General features: G+C 69.2%; 13 protein-coding genes, 1 pseudogene and 1 riboswitch. Of the genes and pseudogenes, 5 read left to right on the top strand and 9 right to left on the bottom strand.

Features of this window, described 5'->3' with window-relative positions:
• Positions 1 to 60: 60 nt before the first annotated feature.
• Positions 61 to 1,533, bottom strand: a complete 1,473-nt coding sequence (gene ngcE / locus GWK25_RS11685) for an N-acetylglucosamine/diacetylchitobiose ABC transporter substrate-binding protein (protein ID WP_215449741.1) — start codon at positions 1,531 to 1,533, stop codon at positions 61 to 63.
• A gap of 468 nt (positions 1,534 to 2,001) precedes the next feature.
• On the opposite strand from ngcE, the gene GWK25_RS11680 reads away from it, so the two are divergent.
• A complete protein-coding gene (locus GWK25_RS11680) occupies positions 2,002 to 5,799 on the top strand; it encodes a GH92 family glycosyl hydrolase (protein WP_215457325.1) in 3,798 nt (1,265 codons plus the stop codon).
• A 261-nt stretch (positions 5,800 to 6,060) separates the two neighbouring features.
• Here the strand turns inward: GWK25_RS11680 and GWK25_RS11675 are convergent, their stop codons facing one another.
• From GWK25_RS11675 to acnA, 4 genes are all read right to left on the bottom strand, one after another.
• Complete coding sequence (locus GWK25_RS11675) at positions 6,061 to 7,134, bottom strand: lytic polysaccharide monooxygenase (RefSeq protein WP_215449740.1); 1,074 nt, start codon at positions 7,132 to 7,134, stop codon at positions 6,061 to 6,063.
• Between the two features lie 286 nt (positions 7,135 to 7,420).
• Positions 7,421 to 9,013: a hypothetical protein gene (locus tag GWK25_RS11670; protein ID WP_215449739.1), complete on the bottom strand. Its 1,593-nt coding sequence runs from the start codon at positions 9,011 to 9,013 to the stop codon at positions 7,421 to 7,423.
• A gap of 5 nt (positions 9,014 to 9,018) precedes the next feature.
• A complete protein-coding gene (locus GWK25_RS11665; RefSeq protein WP_251828823.1) occupies positions 9,019 to 9,579 on the bottom strand; it encodes a hypothetical protein in 561 nt (186 codons plus the stop codon).
• A 188-nt stretch (positions 9,580 to 9,767) separates the two neighbouring features.
• Positions 9,768 to 12,485, bottom strand: a complete 2,718-nt coding sequence (gene acnA, locus GWK25_RS11660) for an aconitate hydratase AcnA (RefSeq protein WP_308011138.1) — start codon at positions 12,483 to 12,485, stop codon at positions 9,768 to 9,770.
• Between the two features lie 426 nt (positions 12,486 to 12,911).
• Here acnA and GWK25_RS11655 point away from each other — a divergent pair, with 426 nt between their 5' ends.
• From GWK25_RS11655 to GWK25_RS11640, 4 genes are all read left to right on the top strand, one after another.
• Positions 12,912 to 13,808 (top strand): aminoglycoside phosphotransferase family protein, encoded by an 897-nt coding sequence (locus GWK25_RS11655; protein ID WP_215449737.1) that lies wholly within the window; start codon positions 12,912 to 12,914, stop codon positions 13,806 to 13,808.
• Positions 13,809 to 13,986: 178 nt separating this feature from the next.
• Positions 13,987 to 14,709 carry a VOC family protein gene (locus GWK25_RS11650; RefSeq protein WP_215449736.1) on the top strand — a complete coding sequence of 241 codons (723 nt, stop codon included), beginning with the start codon at positions 13,987 to 13,989 and terminating at the stop codon, positions 14,707 to 14,709.
• A gap of 94 nt (positions 14,710 to 14,803) precedes the next feature.
• Positions 14,804 to 15,001 (top strand): DUF4236 domain-containing protein, encoded by a 198-nt coding sequence (locus GWK25_RS11645; RefSeq protein ID WP_184900471.1) that lies wholly within the window; start codon positions 14,804 to 14,806, stop codon positions 14,999 to 15,001.
• A gap of 145 nt (positions 15,002 to 15,146) precedes the next feature.
• Positions 15,147 to 16,676 (top strand): UDP-N-acetylglucosamine 1-carboxyvinyltransferase, encoded by a 1,530-nt coding sequence (locus GWK25_RS11640; RefSeq protein ID WP_215449735.1) that lies wholly within the window; start codon positions 15,147 to 15,149, stop codon positions 16,674 to 16,676.
• A 143-nt stretch (positions 16,677 to 16,819) separates the two neighbouring features.
• Here GWK25_RS11640 and GWK25_RS11635 read toward each other — a convergent pair whose 3' ends face one another.
• The 4 genes and pseudogenes from GWK25_RS11635 to GWK25_RS43375 all read right to left on the bottom strand — a co-directional run.
• Complete coding sequence (locus GWK25_RS11635) at positions 16,820 to 18,040, bottom strand: site-specific integrase (RefSeq protein ID WP_215457324.1); 1,221 nt, start codon at positions 18,038 to 18,040, stop codon at positions 16,820 to 16,822.
• An 80-nt stretch (positions 18,041 to 18,120) separates the two neighbouring features.
• Positions 18,121 to 18,432 carry an AlpA family transcriptional regulator gene (locus tag GWK25_RS11630; RefSeq protein ID WP_215449734.1) on the bottom strand — a complete coding sequence of 104 codons (312 nt, stop codon included), beginning with the start codon at positions 18,430 to 18,432 and terminating at the stop codon, positions 18,121 to 18,123.
• A 159-nt stretch (positions 18,433 to 18,591) separates the two neighbouring features.
• Positions 18,592 to 19,218, bottom strand: coding sequence for a tyrosine-type recombinase/integrase (locus GWK25_RS11625; protein WP_215449733.1), 627 nt, complete (start codon positions 19,216 to 19,218; stop codon positions 18,592 to 18,594).
• A gap of 622 nt (positions 19,219 to 19,840) precedes the next feature.
• A pseudogene (locus tag GWK25_RS43375) lies at positions 19,841 to 20,021 on the bottom strand (ABC transporter ATP-binding protein); the annotation flags it as partial.
• Positions 20,022 to 20,282: 261 nt separating this feature from the next.
• Positions 20,283 to 20,459, bottom strand: a riboswitch (cobalamin riboswitch).
• Positions 20,460 to 20,463: the final 4 nt, after the last annotated feature.

Genomic DNA, 20,463 nt, shown 5'->3' with positions numbered 1-20,463 from the left:
AGCCACGACGAACCCGCAGCTCACCACAGTGCGCAGCTCCCACGGCGCTCCGACGCCCCACTAGTCCCGGCGGTTCTTCTTGGAATCCGGGTCCTTCGCCTGCTTGTCCACCGCGGCCTGCGCCCGCTTCAGCCACTCGGCCGGCTGGATCCGCTTCGCCATCAGTTCGTTCGACGCGTTCTGGATCGCCGTGTCCATCTCGCTGTACCACTCGGTGTACAGGTAACGGAACGTGTTGTCACCGGCGGCCTTGGACGCCTCGACCGTCGACTGCGTGCCCGGCCGCAGCTGTACGCCGGCGTCGACGCCGTCCTTGAGGATGGTCAGCGAGTTGGCCTCCTTGGCGAACAGCGTCGACCATTCCTTGGAGAGCATCATCCGCATGAACTCCTGGGCGGCCGGCAGGTTCTTGGCCTTGGCCGGGATGATGAAGGGCTCGCCGGAGCCGGCCCGGATCGCCTCGAACGGCATCACGCTGTCCGGCAGCAGCGGCATCGGCATGAACGTCATGTCGAAGTCGTCCGGGGTCTGCTTGAGCTGCTCGTTCTCCAGCCAGGAGCCGGAGGTGATGAACACGGCCTTGTACTGGTTCCAGCGGGTCTGGGACTCGGTGTGGGTGAGGCCGTTGGTGCCGGGCATCAGATAGCCCTTCTCGACGACCTCGTAGATCGCCTCGACGCCCGCCTTCGCGGCGTCGGAACCGACGAAGGCCTTGGGGTCGAGGTTGTCGATGGCCTTCATGGCGTCCAGGCCGCCCGTCTTGGCGATCAGGTCCATGATGGCGACGTTGATGTAGTACGGGTACTTGCCCTGGTGGGCGAGGCCGCCGATGCCCTTGGCCTTGGCCTCCTTGCAGATGGTGAGGAAGTCCGCCCAGGTCTTGGGCTCCTCCCAGCCGTTCTCATTGAAGAGCTTGCCGGAGTACCACAGCCCCCACACCGTGTAGATGTAGTTGAGGGCGACGACCTTGTCCTCCTGCATGCCCGCGTCGAGCGTGCCGGGGATGAGGGTGTCGCGGACCTTCTTGGCCGGGTCGTCGATCGAGGGGGCGTCCAGCACCGCGGCGAGGTCGAGGAGCTGGTCGTTCTTGTAGAGGACGTCGATCGGGATCTGCTGGGCGCCGGAGTCGTCGACGATGTCCGGCGGGTTGCCCGCGTTGAACCGGGGCTGGAGCTTGCCGGTGATCTCCTGGGTTCCGGTGTGGGTGGAGGTGACCCCCCACTTCTTCTGGAAGGAGGCCTCCCAGGCCTTGGCGTAGGCGTCGCCGTAGCCGCCCTTGAAGATGACGACGTCGAGTTTGCTGCCCTTCTTGACGCCGAAGGGGTTCGACTCGGAGGTCTCGCCCTGGGTGTCCTCGGAGGTGTCGTCCCCGCCGCCCCCGCTGGCACATGCCGACAGGAAGCTCATCGTGGGTACGGTGATCAGGCCCAGCGCGGCGGACCGCTTGATCAGATCGCGGCGGCCGACGCCCTCGGGGTGGGTGGTGCCGGTGCCCTCGGGGCCGTGGTCGTGCTCGGCGGTAGTGGATCCCATGCTCAAGTCCTCGCCTTCTCCAGGACTCAGGCGGTGAACCGGATCCTCCCGGCACCGCGGCGGTTCAAGCTGGGGTCGTGCGTGAGGATTCAACAGGGGCAACACGGCGGTCGGCGCGCGGACACGTCCGCGACCACCGGTAATTCCCCCCAGGTAGTGCCGTCCACGTTGTGCGACCACTATGCGGACGCCGACAGGTATAGTCCACTTCCCGCCAGAGGGGCAAGATCGAATGCAAGGTTCGCCTTCGGTCTTTTCCGAGTTGAGACCTCTCGGAAATATGAGCGACCTTGCGCCACCTGACCGGAAAATCCCCGTCATTCGGCCCGGATGGCGCAGTCAACGCCCTTGACATCACTCACCACTTCCACCCCTACTGGTCCCCGCGTTACACAGTCGACAACGTTGTCCTCTTTCGGTCAGTTCTTGATCGGAAACAGTCTGCTGGACGTAGGGAGGGTGCTGCTGATGCGGCACGGAAGAGGTTCCACGGCGGTGTTCGGCGCCGTCGCGTTCGCTCTGGTGATGGCCTCGCACGGGGCTGCCGTGGCGTTACCGGACCGACCGGCGGCCGGTGCGCGGGAGTTCGGCTCCTCGTTCGAACCGTACGACCCGGCCCCGGACTGGATCAGCACGGTCGACACCGCCCCGGACGGCTCCCCCCGGGCCTCGGGCGTCGACGGCGGCTACACCACCGGCATTCCGGGCGACATCACCGACCGGGTCACCGAGGTCCGGGCCAGCGGCGAGAACACCGACGGCGGCGAGGTGAAGGAGAACCTCGTCGACGGCGAGTCCGCCACCAAGTGGCTCACCTTCCAGCCCACCGGCTGGGCCGAGTTCGACCTCGCCGCACCGGCCGAGGTGGTGACCTACGCACTCACGTCGGCGAACGACTTCGAGACCCGCGACCCGAGGGACTGGACCCTCAAGGGCTCCACCGACGGCAAGGAGTGGAAGACCCTCGACACCCGCTCCGGCGAGAGCTTCGCGGAGCGGTTCCAGACGAAGTCGTACGACATCCCCGGGGAGGCGGTGGCCGGGTACCGGCACTTCCGGCTCGACATCACCCGGAACAACGGCGCCTCGATGATCACCCAGCTCGCCGATGTGCGGTTCTCCACGGGCGGCGGACAGGCTCCCCCGCCGAAGGAGATGCTGTCGCTGGTCGACCGGGGCCCGAGCGGTTCCGCGACCGCGAAGGCCGGCGCGGGCTTCACCGGCAAGCGGGCCCTCAGGTACGCGGGCCGCCACACCGCGGACGGGCCGGCGCACTCGTACAACAAGATCTTCGACGTGCACGTGGCCGTCGAACGCGACACCGAGCTGGCCTACCGGATCTTCCCGTCGATGGCGGACGGCGACCTGGACTACGACGCCACCAACGTCTCGGTCGACCTGGTCTTCACCGACGGCACCTCCCTCAGCGAGCTGGGGGCGGTGGACAGCCACGGCTTCCCGTTGTCGCCACGCGGGCAGGGCGCGGCGAAGGTGCTGTACGTCAACCAGTGGAACGACGTCGTCGCGCGGATCGGGTCGGTCGCGGCCGGGCGGACCGTGGACCGGATCCTGGTGGCGTACGACTCCCCGAAGGGCCCGGCGCGGTTCCGCGGCTGGCTCGACGACGTGACGCTGCGGGTCCGCCCGCCCGAGCGGCCGAAGGCGCATCTCTCCGACTACGCGGTGACCACCCGGGGGACGAACTCCAGCGGCGGCTTCTCCCGCGGCAACAACTTCCCGGCGACGGCGGTGCCCCATGGCTTCAACTTCTGGACGCCGGTGACCAACGCGGGTTCCCTGAGTTGGCTGTACGACTACGCGCGGGGCAACAACGCGGACAACCTGCCGACCGTCCAGGCGTTCAGCGCCAGTCATGAGCCGAGCCCCTGGATGGGCGACCGGCAGACCTTCCAGGTGATGCCCTCGGCGGCCGCCGGGACACCCGAACTGAGCCGTACGTCCCGGGCGTTGGCCTTCCGGCACGAGAACGAGACGGCCCGGCCCTACTACTACGGGGTGCGCTTCGAGAACGGCGTCAGGGCCGAGATGGCGCCCACGGACCACGCGGCGGCGCTGCGCTTCACCTACCCCGGCGACGACGCGAGCGTGATCTTCGACAATGTGACCGACCAGGCGGGACTGACCCTGGACAAGGAGAGCGGGGTCGTCACGGGATTCTCGGATGTGAAGTCCGGCCTGTCGACGGGCGCGACCCGTCTCTTCGTCCACGGGGTCTTCGACGCGCCGGTCACGGACGGCGGCTCGACCGGGGTGAAGGGCCACCTCCGCTTCGACGCGGGCGCGGACCGCACGGTGACGCTGCGCCTCGCCACCTCCCTCATCAGCCTGGACCAGGCGAAGGACAACCTGCGCCAGGAGATCCCGGACGGCACCTCTTTCGCGACGGTGAAGAACCGGGCGCGGGCGCAGTGGGATCGCGTCCTCGGGAAGGTGGAGGTCGAGGGCGCGACCCCCGACCAGCTGACGACGCTGTACTCCAACCTCTACCGGCTGTACCTGTACCCCAACTCCGGCTTCGAGAAGGTGGGTTCGACGTACCGGTACGCCTCGCCCTTCTCCCCCATGACCGGCCCGGACACCCCGACCCACACCGGCGCGAAGATCGTCGACGGCAAGGTCTACGTCAACAACGGGTTCTGGGACACCTACCGGACCACCTGGCCCGCGTACTCGCTGCTGACGCCCGGGAAGGCGGGCGAGATGGTCGACGGTTTCGTGCAGCAGTACAAGGACGGCGGCTGGACCTCCCGGTGGTCCTCACCCGGTTACGCGGACCTGATGACCGGCACCTCCTCGGACGTGGCGTTCGCGGACGCATACGTCAAGGGTGTGGACTTCGACGCGAGGTCGGCGTACGAGGCGGCCCTGAAGAACGCCACCGTCGTGCCGCCGTCGGCGGGCGTCGGCCGCAAGGGCATGGCCACCTCCCCCTTCCTCGGCTACACCAGCACCGACACGCACGAGGGCCTGTCCTGGGCACTGGAGGGGTACCTCAACGACTACGGCATCGCGCGGATGGGCCAGGCGCTGTACCGGAAGACCGGTGAGAAGCGCTACCGGGAGGAGGCGGCCTACTTCCTCGACAGGGCCCGCGACTACGTCGAGCTGTTCGACGGGAAGGCCGGGTTCTTCCAGGGCCGCGACGGCACCGGTGACTGGCGGGTCGACTCGGCGGCCTACGACCCCCGGGTCTGGGGCCACGACTACACCGAGACCAACGGCTGGGGGTACGCCTTCACCGCACCGCACGACAGCAAGGGCCTGGCCAACCTGTACGGCGGTCGCGGCGGACTGGCGAGGAAGCTGGACACCTACTTCTCCACCCCGGAGACGGCATCCCCCGAGTTCGCCGGCTCCTATCCAGGGGTCATCCACGAGATGACCGAGGCCCGTGACGTCCGGATGGGGATGTACGGCCACTCCAACCAGGTCGCCCACCACGCGATCTACATGTACGACGCGGCCGGGCAGCCCTGGAAGACCCAGGAGAAGGTCCGCGAGGTGCTCTCCCGCCTCTACGTCGGCAGCGACATCGGCCAGGGCTACCACGGCGACGAGGACAACGGCGAGCAGTCCGCCTGGTACCTCTTCTCCGCGCTCGGCTTCTACCCGCTGGTGATGGGCAGCGGCGAGTACGCCGTCGGCTCACCCCTGTTCACCAAGGCGACCGTCCACCTGGAGAACGGCAGGGACCTGGTCGTCGAGGCCCCGAGGAACAGCGCCAGGAACGTGTACGTGCAGGGCCTGAAGGTGAACGGCAAGGCGTGGACGTCCACCGCACTGCCGCACTCGCTCATCGCGCGCGGGGGCGTGCTGCGGTTCGACATGGGTCCGGAGCCCTCACGCTGGGGCACGGGCGAGAACGCGGCTCCGGTGTCGATCACGAAGGACGACAAGGTGCCCTCCCCGCGCCGCGACGCGATCGAGGGCGAGGGAGAGCTGTTCGACGACACCTCGTCGACGAAGGCGTCCGTGGGGACGGTGGCGCTCCCTACTCCCGCCCGGACCAGGGCGGTGCAGTACACGCTGACCTCCGCCGACCGCGCCGAGGCCCCGGCCGGTTGGACGCTCCAGGCGTCGGCGGACGGCACGGCCTGGAAGACCCTCGACCGGCGCTCCCGTGAATCCTTCGCCTGGGACCGCCAGACCCGGGCCTTCTCCGTCCCGGCCCCGAGGGCGTACGACCACTACCGGCTCGTCCTCGACGACACGGCGACGCTCGCGGAGGTGGAGCTGCTGTCCTGACCCCCGGGCGGAGGCGGCCGGGCACCTCGATCCAACCGGCTTGACTTGGTTGCCCGTTGGAACGATAGAGTCTTGTCCAGACCACTCGACAACGTTGTCCTGCCGAGGGGTCCCCACAGCCGCACTCCCACCGCGCCCGGTCTCCCCCGTACCGGTTCGCGGCTCGCGGACCGGGTGGGCACGCACCGCCCGCCCACCCGGTCCGCCCCGAGCACGACATCCGCCCCCGCACAGGGCCGGTGCCGCGAACGGGAGCCGGGCTCAGCCCACCCGGCAGGGCAGCGTGGTCGCGGGATCACCTCCCGACCCCTGCACCACATAGCCGAAGGTGGCGGTCTTGCCTGGATCCAGCGCCCCGTTCCAGTTGGCGTTGTGCACCATCACGTTCTGCCCGGAGTAGGTGGCGCTGCCGCTCCAGAGGCTGTCGACCTTCTGCCCGCTCGGCAGTGTCCAGTTGACCATCCAGCCGAGCATCGGCACGTCGCCGGTGTTGGTGACGACGACCTCGGACTGGTAGCCGCCGTTCCAACTGCCCGTCGTGCGCCGGGTCGCGGAGCACTCCCCCGGCACCGGGTCGGTGGGGTCGCCGGGCTGCTTGATCCCGGTCACCTCGCCGTTGCCCCCGTCGAAGACGACGTCGGAGCAGGAGTAGAAGGTCTCCTGGCTGTCCGAGCGCTGCCAGACCATGTAGATGAGGTGGCGGCCCGACTTGTTCGCGGGGAGCTGGCCCCGCCAGGAGTAGTTGGCCTCGACCGTGCCCGGACTGCCGTTCAGCGGCGGGTGGTCGACGCTCAGGAACGGCTGTGCCTCCATGTCGTTCCAGGTGAGCGTCTTCGTCGGGTCGAAGCCGTCCTTGGTGATGTAGACGTAGAACCAACCCGGGTGCGCCGCCCACGCGTTGTACGAGAAGTCGACCGTCGCGCCGGAGGTGAGATGGGTCAACGGCCAGTCGGCGCTGGGCGTGTTGAACCCGGTGAAGTTGGTGTTGCCGCCGCTGCACAGCTGGCCGTCCGGGACGAAGCCACGGGTCCGGCCGGCGCCGTCCGAGCGGAGCACGGAGAACCAGTTGTAGAACGGGGTCGTCCCGCTGACCTGCTGCGCGGAACGACAGGCCGGGTTGACCGGTTTGATCTCCCCGGCGTCGGTCAGCCCGTCCTGCCAGCACAGGAACGTACGGCTGCCGGGTTTCATCGGAGTGCCGTGCGCCTCCGCCTTGCCACTGCCGGCGGCGAGGACGAGACCGAGCGCCGGGATCGTGGTCACGAGGGCGAGCAGGACCAGGAGAAGGGCCTGGTGGCGGCGGGGCAACGTTAATCGTGATTTTGTCAAGCGCATGACAAGGACTCCTTGCGTGTACGGCTCGAAGGCGGGGGCGTGCGGTGCCGTTGCGAAAGTGCCGGTGCGGAGGCGTCGTGCGTAGAGCCGGTGCGGAGGTGGGGGCGTTGGGCGGGAGCGGATCCGAGGGTGACGGGTTCCGGTCCGCCATCCTTGATGGGAGCGCTCCCACCCACCTTCCTCGGAAGCTAGCGCGGAGCGCGGCGCTTGTAAACGGGTGACGCGCGGCGACCCGCGACGACCTGCTCGGGGGCACCCGGTGGTACGGCCCCCTCATGACGCCGGATCATCGGGTCGTGCAGACCAGGACCCGTCCGTCGCTCGTGCCGATCAGCAGGCGGCCGGGGCCCGCCACGGTCAGCGCGGTCGGCAGGACGCGCACCGCCCGGACCGTCAGCTGACGGCGTTCGCGCACCGTGCCGTCGTCGGGATCGAGCGCGACGAGCTCGCCGTCGTCGTAGGTGATGTACACGGTCTCCGCGTCGGCGTCGAGGCCGGTGGCCCGCCGGTCCGTCCGGAAGACCCAGGCCGGCTCCCCCGTCGTCGCCGAGCGCCGTACGACGAACGAGCCGCCGGGCTGCAGCCCGTGACCGTGGTGGACGGCGCCCGCGTGGACCAGGTCGCCGTCGGCGGTCTCGATGCCGGGGCCGGCGTAGTGCGTCTCGCCCGGCACCCAGGAGTACGGGAACAGCCGGGCGGCCTCCTCCGGGACCGGCTCGCGCGGGCGGTCGGCCGGGACTTGCCCGCGCGGACGGTCGGCAGCCGGTTCGGCCTTCGGGTCGACGGCGCAGAACCATGCCTCGCCCTGCTTCGGCCACATGTCGTCCGGCACCGGCTCGGTCTTCCGGAAGTAGATCCGACTGCCGCGTCGGATGCGAAGGGTGCACGGCTCCCCGTGGGGGCCGGCGGGCGCGAGGGTCGCCGGACCGTGGGCGCCACGCACCACGGACACCGGGGCGGAGGGGGTGAGGTGGTCCAGCTGTGTCCCGTCGTCGAGCGCGAGCCGGACCACGGACTGCGGACGGCTCTCCCACGCGGGCCGCTTCAGCCCGACCCAGGCCGATCGCTCGTCGGCGGCCACGACGACGTCACGCCCGCCGTCAGCGGAGTCGTCCGGTACCGTCCACTGCCGACCGCCCCCGGGCAGCCACGACTCCAGCCGGACCCCGTCGAGCGTCGTCAGGATCCTGCCGTCGGCCAGTTCCTCCACCGCGCGGACGTTGCGGCGCGGATCCCAGTCCGCGCTCAGCCCCGAGAGCGTCCGGCGGGCGTGCTCCCGGCCGTCCGGGCGCGGGGCCGCCACCCGTGGGCCGGCCAGCTCCTCGTCCGGGATCGATCGCGGCGGTACGGCTCGCCAGTCGGCGCGGCGCACCACGGCCACGTGCCCTTCGGTCCAGGCGTCCTCGTCGTCCCAGTCGTCGGGCGGTGCCATCAGCACGCGCAGTCGCTGGTCGTCGAGCCACTCCAGGCCCAGGATCTGACGGCCCAGTCCGTCCTCGAAGAGCGACGTGGCCGTGCCCGACTCCAGGTCCAGCAGGAGCAGTTCGCCCTCGAAGAAGTAGCCGCCGTCGTAGTTCCCCGTGCCCACCGCGAGGAGCGGGAGGCGGGGGTGGAAGGCCAGCGCGTGGACGGGGTGACGGGCGTGGAGAAGGGCACGGCACGCGAGGTCGTCGGCGCCGTAGACGCCGACCGGCGTGATCATGCCGAACCCGTGCAGGCCCGCGAACGCCCCGGTCGTGCCCGCCACCGCCAGCAACCGGCGGCCCTCGTCCGCGACGGCCAGAGCGGGATCACCGATCTCGGCGAACGGGCGGTCGCCGAGGATCCGGTCGAGGTGGAAACGGGTCGAACGGACCGTACGGATCTGCGGGGTTGTCATGCCGCTCATTCTCCCGGCGCCTCTGTCGATGCTTCTCCCGATGCTTCTCCCGGTTCCCCTCCCGGTGTTTCTCTCCAGGGGCGTTCGGCGAGGAGGCGGGCCGTGGTCAGGAGGCGGCGAGTCAGCTTGGCGTGGGTGCCGGTGCCGAGGACGAGCAGACGGTAGAGGCCGCCGGCCGGGCCCGGGAAGGTGGCGCGGGTCTCGGCGCGGAGGCGGACACCGCCGCCCGGCCCTGCGTCGTCCAGGCGGAAGGTCCAGGTGTGCGAGGAGAAGCGGTGGCGGCCCAGGAGGGTCAGTTCCCGGGGCGGGACCGCGCTCGCCGTGCGGAAGCCGGGGAAGGTCGTCTGCCCCGCGACGGGCGGGCGTGGTCCGGCCGCCGTGTGGTCGGCGCAGCCGACGAGCTTGGCGTAACGGACCGCCGAGGGGCGGGAGAAGGCCCAGTCGAGCGCCTCGGCCAGGGCCCACCAGACGTCCTCGACGTCGGCCGCGACGAGGACCGTGTGCTCGTCGACGAAGGGCAGGGGGCGGCGGGGGCGGCGCATCGGCGCGTCCGGGGGGACATCCATGGGGACGAGTCTTCGCTCCGGGCGCGCCCGGCGCCAGCGGATTGTCCGGCGAGGTGGCCATGCGACCCGCTCACCTGCTCCGCGGAGCAGGTGAGCGGGTCGCGTCGAGGCCGTCGAAACCCCGCCGCATGTGAAGGGCCGCACCCCCGTCACCGGGGATGCGGCCCTCGACTGCCCTCCCTGGCCGCTTACTTGCGGATCAGGCTGCGCAGCACGTACTGCATGATGCCGCCGTTGCGGTAGTAGTCGGCCTCACCGGGGGTGTCGATGCGGACGACCGCGTCGAACTCGACGCCGCTGTCGGTGGTCACCTTGACCGTGCGGGGCGTGGTGCCGTCGTTGAGCTCGGTGACGCCCGTGATGGAGAAGGTCTCCTCGCCGCTCAGGCCGAGGGACTGCGCCGAGGCGCCCTCGGGGAACTGCAGCGGAAGGACGCCCATGCCGATGAGGTTGGAGCGGTGGATGCGCTCGTACGACTCGGCGATGACGGCCTTGACCCCGAGGAGGGCCGTGCCCTTGGCCGCCCAGTCACGGGAGGAGCCGGAGCCGTACTCCTTGCCGGCCAGGATGACCAGCGGGATGCCCTGCTCGATGTAGTTGCGCGAGGCGTCGTAGATGAAGGAGACCGGCCCGCCGTCCTGCGTGAAGTCGCGGGTGTAGCCGCCCTCGGTGCCCGGCGCGATCTGGTTGCGCAGGCGGATGTTGGCGAACGTGCCGCGGATCATGACCTCGTGGTTGCCTCGGCGCGAGCCGTAGCTGTTGAAGTCACGACGCTCGACACCGTGCTCCGTGAGGTACTTGCCTCCGGGGGTGTCGGCCTTGATCGCGCCGGCCGGGGAGATGTGGTCGGTGGTGACCGAGTCGCCCAGCTTGGCGAGGACGCGGGCGCCGGCGATGTCGGAGACCGGGGTGGTCTCCATCGTCATGCCCTCGAAGTACGGGGGCTTGCGGACGTAGGTCGACTGCGGGTCCCACTCGAAGGTGTTGCCCTCGGGGATCGGCAGCGCCTGCCACTGGGCGTCGCCCGCGAAGACGTCCTGGTAGGACTTGTTGAACATGTCCTCGCCGATGGCGTTGGCCACGACGTCGTTGACCTCGGCCTCGGAGGGCCAGATGTCGGACAGGTAGACCGGCTTGCCGTCCTGGTCGGTGCCGAGGGCGTCCTTGGTGATGTCCACCTTCATGGAGCCCGCGATGGCGTACGCGACGACCAGCGGCGGGGAGGCCAGGTAGTTCATCTTGACGTCGGGGTTGATCCGGCCCTCGAAGTTCCGGTTGCCGGAGAGGACCGAGGTGACCGCGAGGTCGTGGTCGTTGACGGCCTTGGAGACCTCCTCCGGCAGCGGGCCGGAGTTGCCGATGCAGGTGGTGCAGCCGTAACCGACCAGGTTGAAGCCGACCTTGTCGAGGTACGGGGTGAGCCCGGCCTTGTCGAAGTAGTCGGTGACGACCTTCGAACCCGGGGCGAGGGTGGTCTTGACCCACGGCTTGCGGGTCAGGCCCTTCTCCACGGCCTTCTTCGCGACGAGCGCGGCGGCGACCATGACGTACGGGTTGGAGGTGTTGGTGCAGGAGGTGATGGCCGCGACCGTCACCGCACCGTGGTCGATCTCGTACGTCGAGCCGTCGGGGGCGGTCACGGTGACCGGGTTGGACGGGGCGCCGTTCGGGGCGACGGCCGGGGAGTCGGAGGCCGGGAAGGACTCCTTGCCGGACTCGTCCACGGAGTCGACGTAGTTGAGGACGTCCTGCTTGAACTGCTCGGCGGCGTTCGCGAGGACGATGCGGTCCTGGGGACGCTTCGGGCCGGCGATGGAGGGGACGACCGTGGCGAGGTCCAGCTCCAGCTTCTCGGAGAAGTCCGGCTCGGCGGCCGGGTCCAGCCACAGGCCCTGCTCCTTGGCGTACGCCTCGACGAGCGCGAGCTGCTGCTCGGAGCGGCCGGTGAGCTTGAGGTACTTGATGGTCTCGCCGTCGATCGGGAAGACCGCGGCGGTGGAGCCGAACTCCGGCGACATGTTGCCGATGGTGGCGCGGTTGGCGAGGGAGGTGGCGGCCACGCCCTCACCGTAGAACTCGACGAACTTGCCGACGACACCGTGCTTGCGGAGCATCTCGGTGATCGTGAGCACGAGGTCGGTGGCGGTGGTGCCGGGGGTCAGCTCACCGGTGAGCTTGAAGCCGACGACGCGCGGGATGAGCATGGAGACCGGCTGGCCGAGCATCGCGGCCTCGGCCTCGATGCCGCCGACGCCCCAGCCGAGGACGCCGAGGCCGTTGACCATGGTGGTGTGCGAGTCGGTGCCGACGAGGGTGTCGGGGTACGCCTGGCCACCCCGGACCATGACCGTGCGCGCCAGGTGCTCGATGTTCACCTGGTGGACGATGCCGGTGCCGGGGGGTACGACCTTGAAGTCGTCGAAGGCGGTCTGGCCCCAGCGCAGGAACTGGTAGCGCTCCTTGTTGCGGCCGTACTCCAGCTCGACGTTCTGGGCGAAGGCGTCGTTGGTGCCGAACTTGTCGGCGATGACGGAGTGGTCGATGACCAGCTCGGCCGGGGAGAGCGGGTTGACCTTCGCCGGGTCGCCGCCGAGCTCCTTGACGGCCTCACGCATGGTCGCGAGGTCCACGACACAGGGCACGCCCGTGAAGTCCTGCATGATCACGCGGGCCGGGGTGAACTGGATCTCCTGGCTGGGCTGGGCCTGCGAGTCCCAGCCGCCGAGGGCACGGATGTGGTCGGCGGTGATGTTCGCGCCGTCCTCCGTGCGGAGCAGGTTCTCCAGCAGGACCTTGAGGCTGTAGGGCAGGCGAGCCGAGCCCTCCACCTTGTCCAGCCGGAAGATCTCGTACGACTCGTCGCCCACCTGCAGCGTGCTGCGGGCGTCGAAGCTGTTCGCCGACACGACAGTCTCCTTCATTCCATGTGCGCGTACCACCGCATCCTGCCGCCACGCCCCCTTGGCCGATCCGCTAAGGTAAGGCTAAGTTAGGTACCCCTTACCGGGGTGGCGGCCGCAGTGCGCCTCGGCAGATATCTCGATGTCGAGATAACAGTAGTACATGGGCGCGGGCTGGTCATGCCCGGCCCGATGTGGCGTGCGCCAATCTCCCTCGCCTCCGCCCGGCCCGCCGAGGGCCCGTGGGCCGCCGACCGCCAGCTCAAGACCACCCGACCGCCGGCTCGGGACCACCCGGGGGCCGCCCGGGGGCAGTCCACGGGCCGGAAATCTCGGTTGATCCGGCGCTTGGCGGATGAATACTGGCTGTCGTTCCTGATCGTCCGGGGCGCGTCCGGCGTCCGCGCCGGATCCGCGGGAGGGCCTGCGCGCATGACCATGCACGTCGACCAGGTGAACGTGACCACCGAGACCGTCGAGTCCCTGGTCCGCGAACAGTTTTCCCGGTGGAGCGGCAGGACGATCCGGCGCGTGCCGTCGAACGGGACGGTCAACGCCATCTTCCGCATCGGTGACGACCTCTCCGCACGGCTCCCCCTGCGCCCGGCCGATCCCGACGAGGCGCTGGCGGTGCTGGAACGGGAGGCCCTCGCGAGCGCGGAGCTGGCACGGGTCTCCCCGTTCCCCGTCCCGGAACCCGTCGCCCTGGGAGAGCCCGGAGCGGGGTACCCCATGCCGTGGTCGGTCCAGACCTGGCTGCCGGGCACGGTCGCCTCCGATGCCGACCCGAGTGGGTCGGACTCCTTCGCCGAGGACCTCGCGGCCTTCGTCGCGGCCCTGCGGGACACCGGGACACGGGGCCGGGTCTTCGACGGCGACAATCGTGGCGGGGTGCTCACCGATCACGACGAGTGGATGGCGACGTGCTTCGCGCAGAGCGAGGACCTGCTCGACGTGCCCCGGCTGCGCCGGCTGTGGAGCCGCCTCCGGGAACTGCCCCGCACGAGCGCCGATGTGATGAGCCACGGCGACCTGATCCCCGGCAACGTCCTGGTCGCGGGAGACCGGCTCTGCGGCGTACTCGACACCGGCGGGTTCGGCCCGGCCGACCCCGCGCTGGATCTGGTCGGCGCCTGGCACCTGCTGCGGACAGGGCCGCGAGAGGTGCTCCGGCGGGCGCTGGGCTGTGACGACCTGGAGTGGGAGCGCGGCAAGGCATGGGCGTTCGAACAGGCGATGGGTCTCGTCTGGTACTACGTCGAGAGCAACCCGCCGATGAGCGCCATGGGGCGCCGGACACTCGCCCGCCTTCTGGAGTCGACGGGGTGACGTCGCCCAGGTCGGGGGGCCGTCGGGAGCGCAGACCGGGCCGCGGCGGGGCGGCGTTGCGGGGGCTGTGTTCTTAATGCGTTGCGGGGCGTTTGCCGGGCTTCCTAGCATGGTTGTTCCTCATGGGCGGGGGTCGGCCCTGTCCGCGGCCGTGCCGGCGGATCGGAGATCTCACGCCATGACTTCGCACCTCCACGCGCTCACCTTCGACGCGAACGCCCCCGACGAACTCGCCCGCTTCTGGGCCGGCCTCCTGGGCCGGGAGACCACCGAGGACCCCTACGGAGGCATCGCGCTCGCGCCGAACGACGACAGCGGGCTGCGCCTGCGCTTCCTGCCCAGCCAGGAGAAGAAGACCGTCCCCAACCAGACGCACTTCGACCTGACCAGCACCTCCCACGACGACCAGCGACGGGTCGTGGAACGGGCGCTGGAGCTCGGCGGCCGTCACATCGACATCGGCCAGCTCCCCGAGGAGACCCACGTGGTCCTCGCCGACCCGGAGGGCAACGAGTTCTGTGTCATCGAGCCGGGCAACAACTTCCTCGCCGGCTGCGGATTCATCGGTGCGCTCGCGAGCGACGGTTCGCAGGAGGTCGGGTACTTCTGGAGCCGGGCGCTGGGCTGGCCGCTGGTCTGGGACCAGGACGAGGAGACGGCGATCCAATCGCCGTACGGCGGCCCGAAGATCACCTGGGGCGGTCCGCCGCTTGCCCCGAAGGTCGGGAAGTACCGCCTCCACTTCGACCTCGTCCCGTCCGCCGACAGCGACCTGGCCGGCGAGGTCGCCCGTCTCGTCGCCCTCGGCGCGGCCCCCGTCGACATCGGTCAGGGTGCGGTCGACTGGGCGGTGCTGGTCGACCCCGACGGCCACGAGTTCTGCGTACTGCCGCCGCGCTGAGGCAATTGTCGCCGGGGAGAGGCCAGTTGCCGTAACGGGCGGGGATGCCCAGCGAGAAGCGGGGTACCCGTTCGGCATCGGGAAGGAGGCAGACATGCCGCTCACGTTCCGCAAGAGCTTTCGGATCCTGCCGGGTGTGCGACTGAACATCAACAAGCGCTCCTGGTCCATCACCACCGGCGGCCGTAATGGCCCCCGCCACACCCACAGCAGCACGGGACGCCGTACGACCTCGATGGACCTGCCCGGCCCCTTCGGCTGGCGGCGCACCAGCAACGCGCGGCGCCACTGAGCCGGCTGACACGCCCTCAGCCGACGTCACCCGGCTTCACCGGGCGTCGCCCGACATCATCTGCCGTCACCTGAACGGATCCGTGTCACACCCCCAACGGACCCCTCAAGAGGCGCCATCTCATATCTGAGATAACCTCTCCCTCATGGCAGACGACTACCTCGAACGCATCGGCAAGCTCATCCGTGACGCACGACAGCACCGTGGCTGGACACAGTCACAGTTGGCGGAGGCCCTCGGGACGAGCCAGAGCGCGGTGAATCGAATCGAGCGCGGTAATCAAAACATCAGCCTTGAGATGATCGCTCGAATCGGTGAAGCCCTTGACAGTGAGATCGTCTCACTGGGCTACGCGGGTCCGATGCATCTGCGGGTGGTCGGCGGGCGTCGGCTGTCGGGCGCGATCGACGTGAAGACCAGCAAGAACGCGTGCGTCGCGCTGCTGTGCGCCTCCTTGTTGAACAAGGGGCGCACAGTGCTGCGCAGGGTGGCCCGTATCGAGGAGGTGTACCGCCTTCTGGAGGTGCTCGGCTCGATCGGCGTACGCACCCGGTGGATCAACGGCGGTGTCGACCTGGAGATCGTGCCGCCGGCCGCGGTGGATCTCGACGCGATCGACGCGGAGGCGGCCCGCCGCACCCGCTCGATCATCATGTTCCTCGGCCCGCTGCTGCACCGCATGGACCACTTCAAGCTGCCGTACGCGGGCGGTTGCGATCTCGGGACGCGGACGATCGAGCCCCACATGATCGCCCTGCGCCGGTTCGGCCTCGACATCACGGCCACCGAGGGGCTGTACCACGCCGAGGTGGACCGCTCCGTCACGCCCGGCCGTCCGATCGTACTGACCGAACGCGGCGACACGGTGACCGAGAACGCGCTGCTCGCCGCCGCCCGCCACGACGGCGTCACCGTCATCCGCAACGCCTCCTCCAATTACATGGTCCAGGACCTCTGCTTCTTCCTGGAGGCCCTCGGCGTACGGGTGGAGGGCATCGGCACCACCACGCTCACCGTGCACGGGGTGCCGCACATCGACGTGGACGTCGACTACTCCCCCTCCGAGGACCCGGTCGAGGCGATGAGTCTGCTCGCGGCGGCGGTCGTCACCGAGTCCGAACTGACCGTGCGCCGGGTGCCGATCGAGTTCCTGGAGATCGAGCTCGCGGTCCTTGAGGAGATGGGACTCGACCACGACCGCTCACCGGAGTACTTCGCCGACAACGGCCGTACGCGCCTGGTGGACCTGACCGTCCGGCCCTCGAAGCTCCAGGCGCCGATCGACAAGATCCACCCCATGCCGTTCCCCGGCCTCAACATCGACAACGTCCCGTTCTTCGCGGCCATCGCCGCCGCCGCGCAGGGGCAGACCCTCATCCACGACTGGGTCTACGACAACCGGGCGATCTATCTGACCGACCTCAACCGCCTCGGTGGCCGCCTCCAACTCCTCGACCCCCACCGCGTCCTGGTCGAGGGCCCCACCCGCTGGCGCGCCGCCGAGATGATGTGCCCGCCGGCCCTGCGCCCCGCAGTGGTCGTCCTCCTCGCGATGATGGCCGCCGAGGGCACGTCCGTGCTCCGCAACGTCTACGTCATCAACCGCGGCTACGAGGACCTCGCGGAGCGCCTCAACACGGTGGGGGCACAGATCGAGATCTTCCGCGACATCTGATGTGAGAATGCCGCCGCACCCTGTCTGACCTGCTATTTACCGGGCCAGGGAGGGGTGCGGCGGCGTCTCTGGGACTTCTCTGGGACTTTGGGCCTGCGGCGGGCTACGGGCCGCGCCTCACCGACTCTGCCGGCCGACTGCGGCTACGCGAAGATCGCGTCGATGGCGGCGCTGCCCCGGGCACCGGCGCGGGGTAGGAAGTGCGAGTACTTCCGCAGCGTGAACCCCGGGTCGGAGTGCCCCAGCCAGCGTGCCAGGGAGACGATCGATTCGCCAGCCTCCAGTTCCTCGGAGGCGTAGAAGTGGCGCAGGGCGTGGAAGCCGTGCTCCCGGGACGGCTCCCACACGCGAGCACCGTCGGCGCCGCCTTCCTCCAGCGACGCGATCACGCCCGCCGTGGCCAGCGCGGGCTTCCACACGTAGGAGTTGAAGTAGTTCCGGTTGATGGCCTTCCGCTCGCGTCCCGTCACCAGGAGGTTGTAGGTCCTCGGCCGCCGGTGCTTGGCCTCCACCGGCGTCTCCGGCGGAGTCGGGTCGTCCCAGGGCAGCGTGACCGGAACCGGCGCGAACAGCTCGATGTGCTGCCGGATGGCCCGGGCCACGCTGGACGGCAGCGGCACGTCCCTGACCTTGCGGCCCTTGGGCAGCGCGAAACAGAGCTTCGCCCGCACCATCTTGACCTGCCGCCGGACGTGGACGACTTCCTTGGCGAAGTCGATGTCTTCCAGGGCAAGCCCGAGCGCCTCGCCCTGCCGGAGCCCAAGACCCGCGCCGATCACAAGGAGGAGCCGGTAGCGGTCGGGCAGTGCCTCCCGTACCGCCAGCACCCGCTCGGGCGACCACGCCTCGACCCTGCCGGGTGTGGCGGCCGGCGGGCCGACCGTGCTGGACCGACATGGATTGCGTCCGAGACGACGGTCCTCGACGGCGGCCTGGAGAACGCTGGAGAGCGTTGCCCAGACCAGACGGATCGAGGTCGGACCGAGGTCCTTCTCCAACCGCTTCTTCCAGTGACGCAGGACTTCGGTGCCGATGGCGTTGAGCGGCTGCGCACCCAGGTGGGGAACGATGTGCCGACGTACCCTCTGCTCGATCCGCTCGATCGTGGACGGGTCGCCGCTCTGGGTGGGCCACCAGTGGGTGGCGATGTAGTCCTTGAGGGAGATGGCTCCATCGCGCGGATCGACGAACTCGCCTCGGCGTGCGTCGGTCTGGGCCTGGGCGAGCCAGGTCTTGGCGTCCTGGAGGGCTTCGAAGGAACGGTCCTTGACGCCGGGGATGCCCTTGACTCGGTAGCGGGTGCACTTGCCGTACATCGCGGTACGGTCGCGCTTGCCGGTCTTCGGGTTGGGGCGCTTCTTCAGCCATCGGTCTTCTATGTAGCCGGCCAGGTGGAACTCCTTGGTGGTGGGACTGAGAGCGGCTTTCTACGGCCGGTGGCGCTTCAGGTGCTCAGGAAGCGGCTGGAGCGCTCCTGCGGAGGCGGGTTGAGCGGGTTGAGTGCCGGATTGGAGCGGGAATCGGCCTGCTCCTGTTCGCGGACCCAGGCGTCGAGCACTTCGAGCCGGTACATGACGCGGCCACGGGGCCCCATGCGGAAGCTCGGCGGCCCCTGCCGCCGGTGGCGCCAGACGTAGAGAGTGTGGGGCGAGAGGCCGAGGTACTCAGCGGCGTCCTTCACCGTCAGGAACGCGGTGCGTGCGGTGACCGGAGTAACTCGATTCGAGGATGCGGCAAGCAATGGTTGTGCGGGCATGCGAGGTTTCTGTGAGGCGCGGGAGGGGTGGGTCAGGGCGGACAGAGGGACGGTCCTCCAGGGGCAACAGGCTCTCTCAGGACGGGTATTTCTGAAGGATCGGGGAGGAAAACCCGTAGATGCCCGCGCTCCGCCGATCGGACGGAGCGCGGGCCGGTTCTATTGCTTGATTTCCGGAAGAGCCGTGGCATCGGCCAGACGGTCCCAGTCGATGTCGACGTCATCCCGACGGAAGCAGTACGGGTAGCGAAGCGCCAGCCAATACGGGGTCACGCCAGCCATCTCGGCGACCTCGAAGGACGAGAGGCCCATCCTCAGCCACTCGGCCATGCGGGACTCGCGGAGGATGGTTATGGGCTCCCCCAGGCGCCAGGAATACAGCTCGTCCCGGGGCAGGACAGCCGCTTGGGCCTGCTCCCACAGCCGCTGCCAGGCGGAAGCCGAAAGCCGCCCACCACGCCTCCCAGGAAAGAGCAGATCGCCCTCCTCCAGACCAGTCCCGTCGATCCACGCATGCAGAAACTCAACGAAGTGAGGTTGCAAGGGAATTTCCCTCGCGATCCCCCGGTGACGGGCCGTCAACAGGCCCCCACCATCCTCCTGGAACACCACATCCCGGACTCGCAGAGCGCGAGCCTCGGCCGGACGCAGCGCCTGTTCGGCCACGGTGGCCATGAAGGGGTACACCGAGCGATCGGCACCCACGTGCCCTTGCATCCACTCAAGCAGCGATCGGACCTGCTCTGCGGACAGCAACCATTCTTCGCCCATGACGTCGACAGACATATCTCTCTGAACTCCTCGGAAGAGATGACTCAATGTGCCACGCTGGGTCCGCGTGGCAGATTCAATGGTCTTCGGAACCGCCGGTTTGGCCAACCGGCGATCGTCGGCTATGTTTCGCCTTGCACGCGACGCCCGAGAACCGGAAGCACACCACCGTGCTCCCCTGGGGACTGCTCTAGGTTTACTTGCTTCGCCGTGCTATTCCAGTCCATTGGGGCCCCAAGCTGTCTGCCGTTGGCGAATCAGCACAGCAGCGCCGAAGACTCACCCAACAGCTCGACCCGCACTGGGTGTTCGACTGGCATAACAGAGCAGGCGCCTTCTAAACGCCTGCTCCAGGTCGTCGAAGACACCGAAGGAATCGCAAATCCCGCAGCCCACGAGAGTTGAGACGAACTCCCCACGTGAGAAGGTTACTTTCGGTGCCCCGTACCGGCGGGGGCAATCAGACCCCGGTGTACGTCCGCAGGCACCGGCCCGGTCTCGCCTCGCATCGGCGACGACCACTGAGTCAACGGGCGGCCCGCGTGATGAAATTCGCTTCACTTCGGCATTGGGTCTCCGCGCGAGGGACGCGGGCGATCTGGATGCGTTGACGCTCCGAGCCGGACAGGGTGTGTCAGGACTGGTCGGACAGGTCGGTCAGTCCGGTGCGTGCCAGGGCCTCGGTGACGGCCTCCGCGCCGTCCGCCGTGAGCAGTGTTCCGGCGCGGCGGTGCGGGATGCGGCCGAGGGCGAACGTCGCGGACGGTCAGTTCGGTCTGAGCATGGGCGTTTTGTGCGACGGTGGCGACGCGGCAGGCGCTCGGCGAGGGTGAAGGGGAGCAGGATCTCGGTGGTGCCGCAGTGGAGGGAGACGGCCCGCTTCGGGACGCACTTCAGCATGACGTTCTGGCCGCCGGTGACCATGGTGCGCAGGTAGCCGGTGGCGGCGACGGACGCATCGGTGTCCTCGGTATTGCTCTTCGAGCTGCCGCAGGCGGTGAGCAGGAAGACGGTGCGGAGCCAGGTGTGCCTCGGTGGTCGGGGCTCATTCGCGGAGTCGGCCTACGGAAATCCCTCCGCGCAGGTGCGGAAGTGCCAGCAGGTCTTCGGGACTCGGGTTCGTCCGGACGGGGCCTCTGCCCGGTCTCCCAGTTTGGTGCGCCCCGCCCGTCCCCCTCACCGCTGCGCGTCAGTTCCGGGTTCGCACCGGATTCCCTGGCCTCGGATGTGGCTCGACTGGCCTGACGAGGCCATCAAGAT

Origin of the sequence: Streptomyces sp. ATCC 21386, assembly GCF_018728545.1 — a bacterium.
Lineage (GTDB): Bacteria > Actinomycetota > Actinomycetes > Streptomycetales > Streptomycetaceae > Streptomyces.
The sequence above is the reverse complement of the archived record's forward strand: the minus strand, read 5'-3'. Positions and strand labels throughout refer to the sequence as shown.

What these genes read in the sequence shown, in the direction of transcription:
- GWK25_RS11625 (WP_215449733.1), bottom strand. Translation starts at nt 19,218, where the DNA reads ATGTCTGTCGACGTCATGGGCGAAGAATGGTTGCTGTCCGCAGAGCAG.
- GWK25_RS11640 (WP_215449735.1), top strand. Translation starts at nt 15,147, where the DNA reads ATGGCAGACGACTACCTCGAACGCATCGGCAAGCTCATCCGTGACGCA.
- GWK25_RS11650 (WP_215449736.1), top strand. Translation starts at nt 13,987, where the DNA reads ATGACTTCGCACCTCCACGCGCTCACCTTCGACGCGAACGCCCCCGAC.
- GWK25_RS11665 (WP_251828823.1), bottom strand. Translation starts at nt 9,579, where the DNA reads ATGGATGTCCCCCCGGACGCGCCGATGCGCCGCCCCCGCCGCCCCCTG.
- ngcE (WP_215449741.1), bottom strand. Translation starts at nt 1,533, where the DNA reads ATGGGATCCACTACCGCCGAGCACGACCACGGCCCCGAGGGCACCGGC.
- GWK25_RS11670 (WP_215449739.1), bottom strand. Translation starts at nt 9,013, where the DNA reads ATGACAACCCCGCAGATCCGTACGGTCCGTTCGACCCGTTTCCACCTC.
- GWK25_RS11675 (WP_215449740.1), bottom strand. Translation starts at nt 7,134, where the DNA reads ATGCGCTTGACAAAATCACGATTAACGTTGCCCCGCCGCCACCAGGCC.
- GWK25_RS11630 (WP_215449734.1), bottom strand. Translation starts at nt 18,432, where the DNA reads ATGCCCGCACAACCATTGCTTGCCGCATCCTCGAATCGAGTTACTCCG.
- GWK25_RS11645 (WP_184900471.1), top strand. Translation starts at nt 14,804, where the DNA reads ATGCCGCTCACGTTCCGCAAGAGCTTTCGGATCCTGCCGGGTGTGCGA.
- GWK25_RS11680 (WP_215457325.1), top strand. Translation starts at nt 2,002, where the DNA reads ATGCGGCACGGAAGAGGTTCCACGGCGGTGTTCGGCGCCGTCGCGTTC.
- GWK25_RS11655 (WP_215449737.1), top strand. Translation starts at nt 12,912, where the DNA reads ATGACCATGCACGTCGACCAGGTGAACGTGACCACCGAGACCGTCGAG.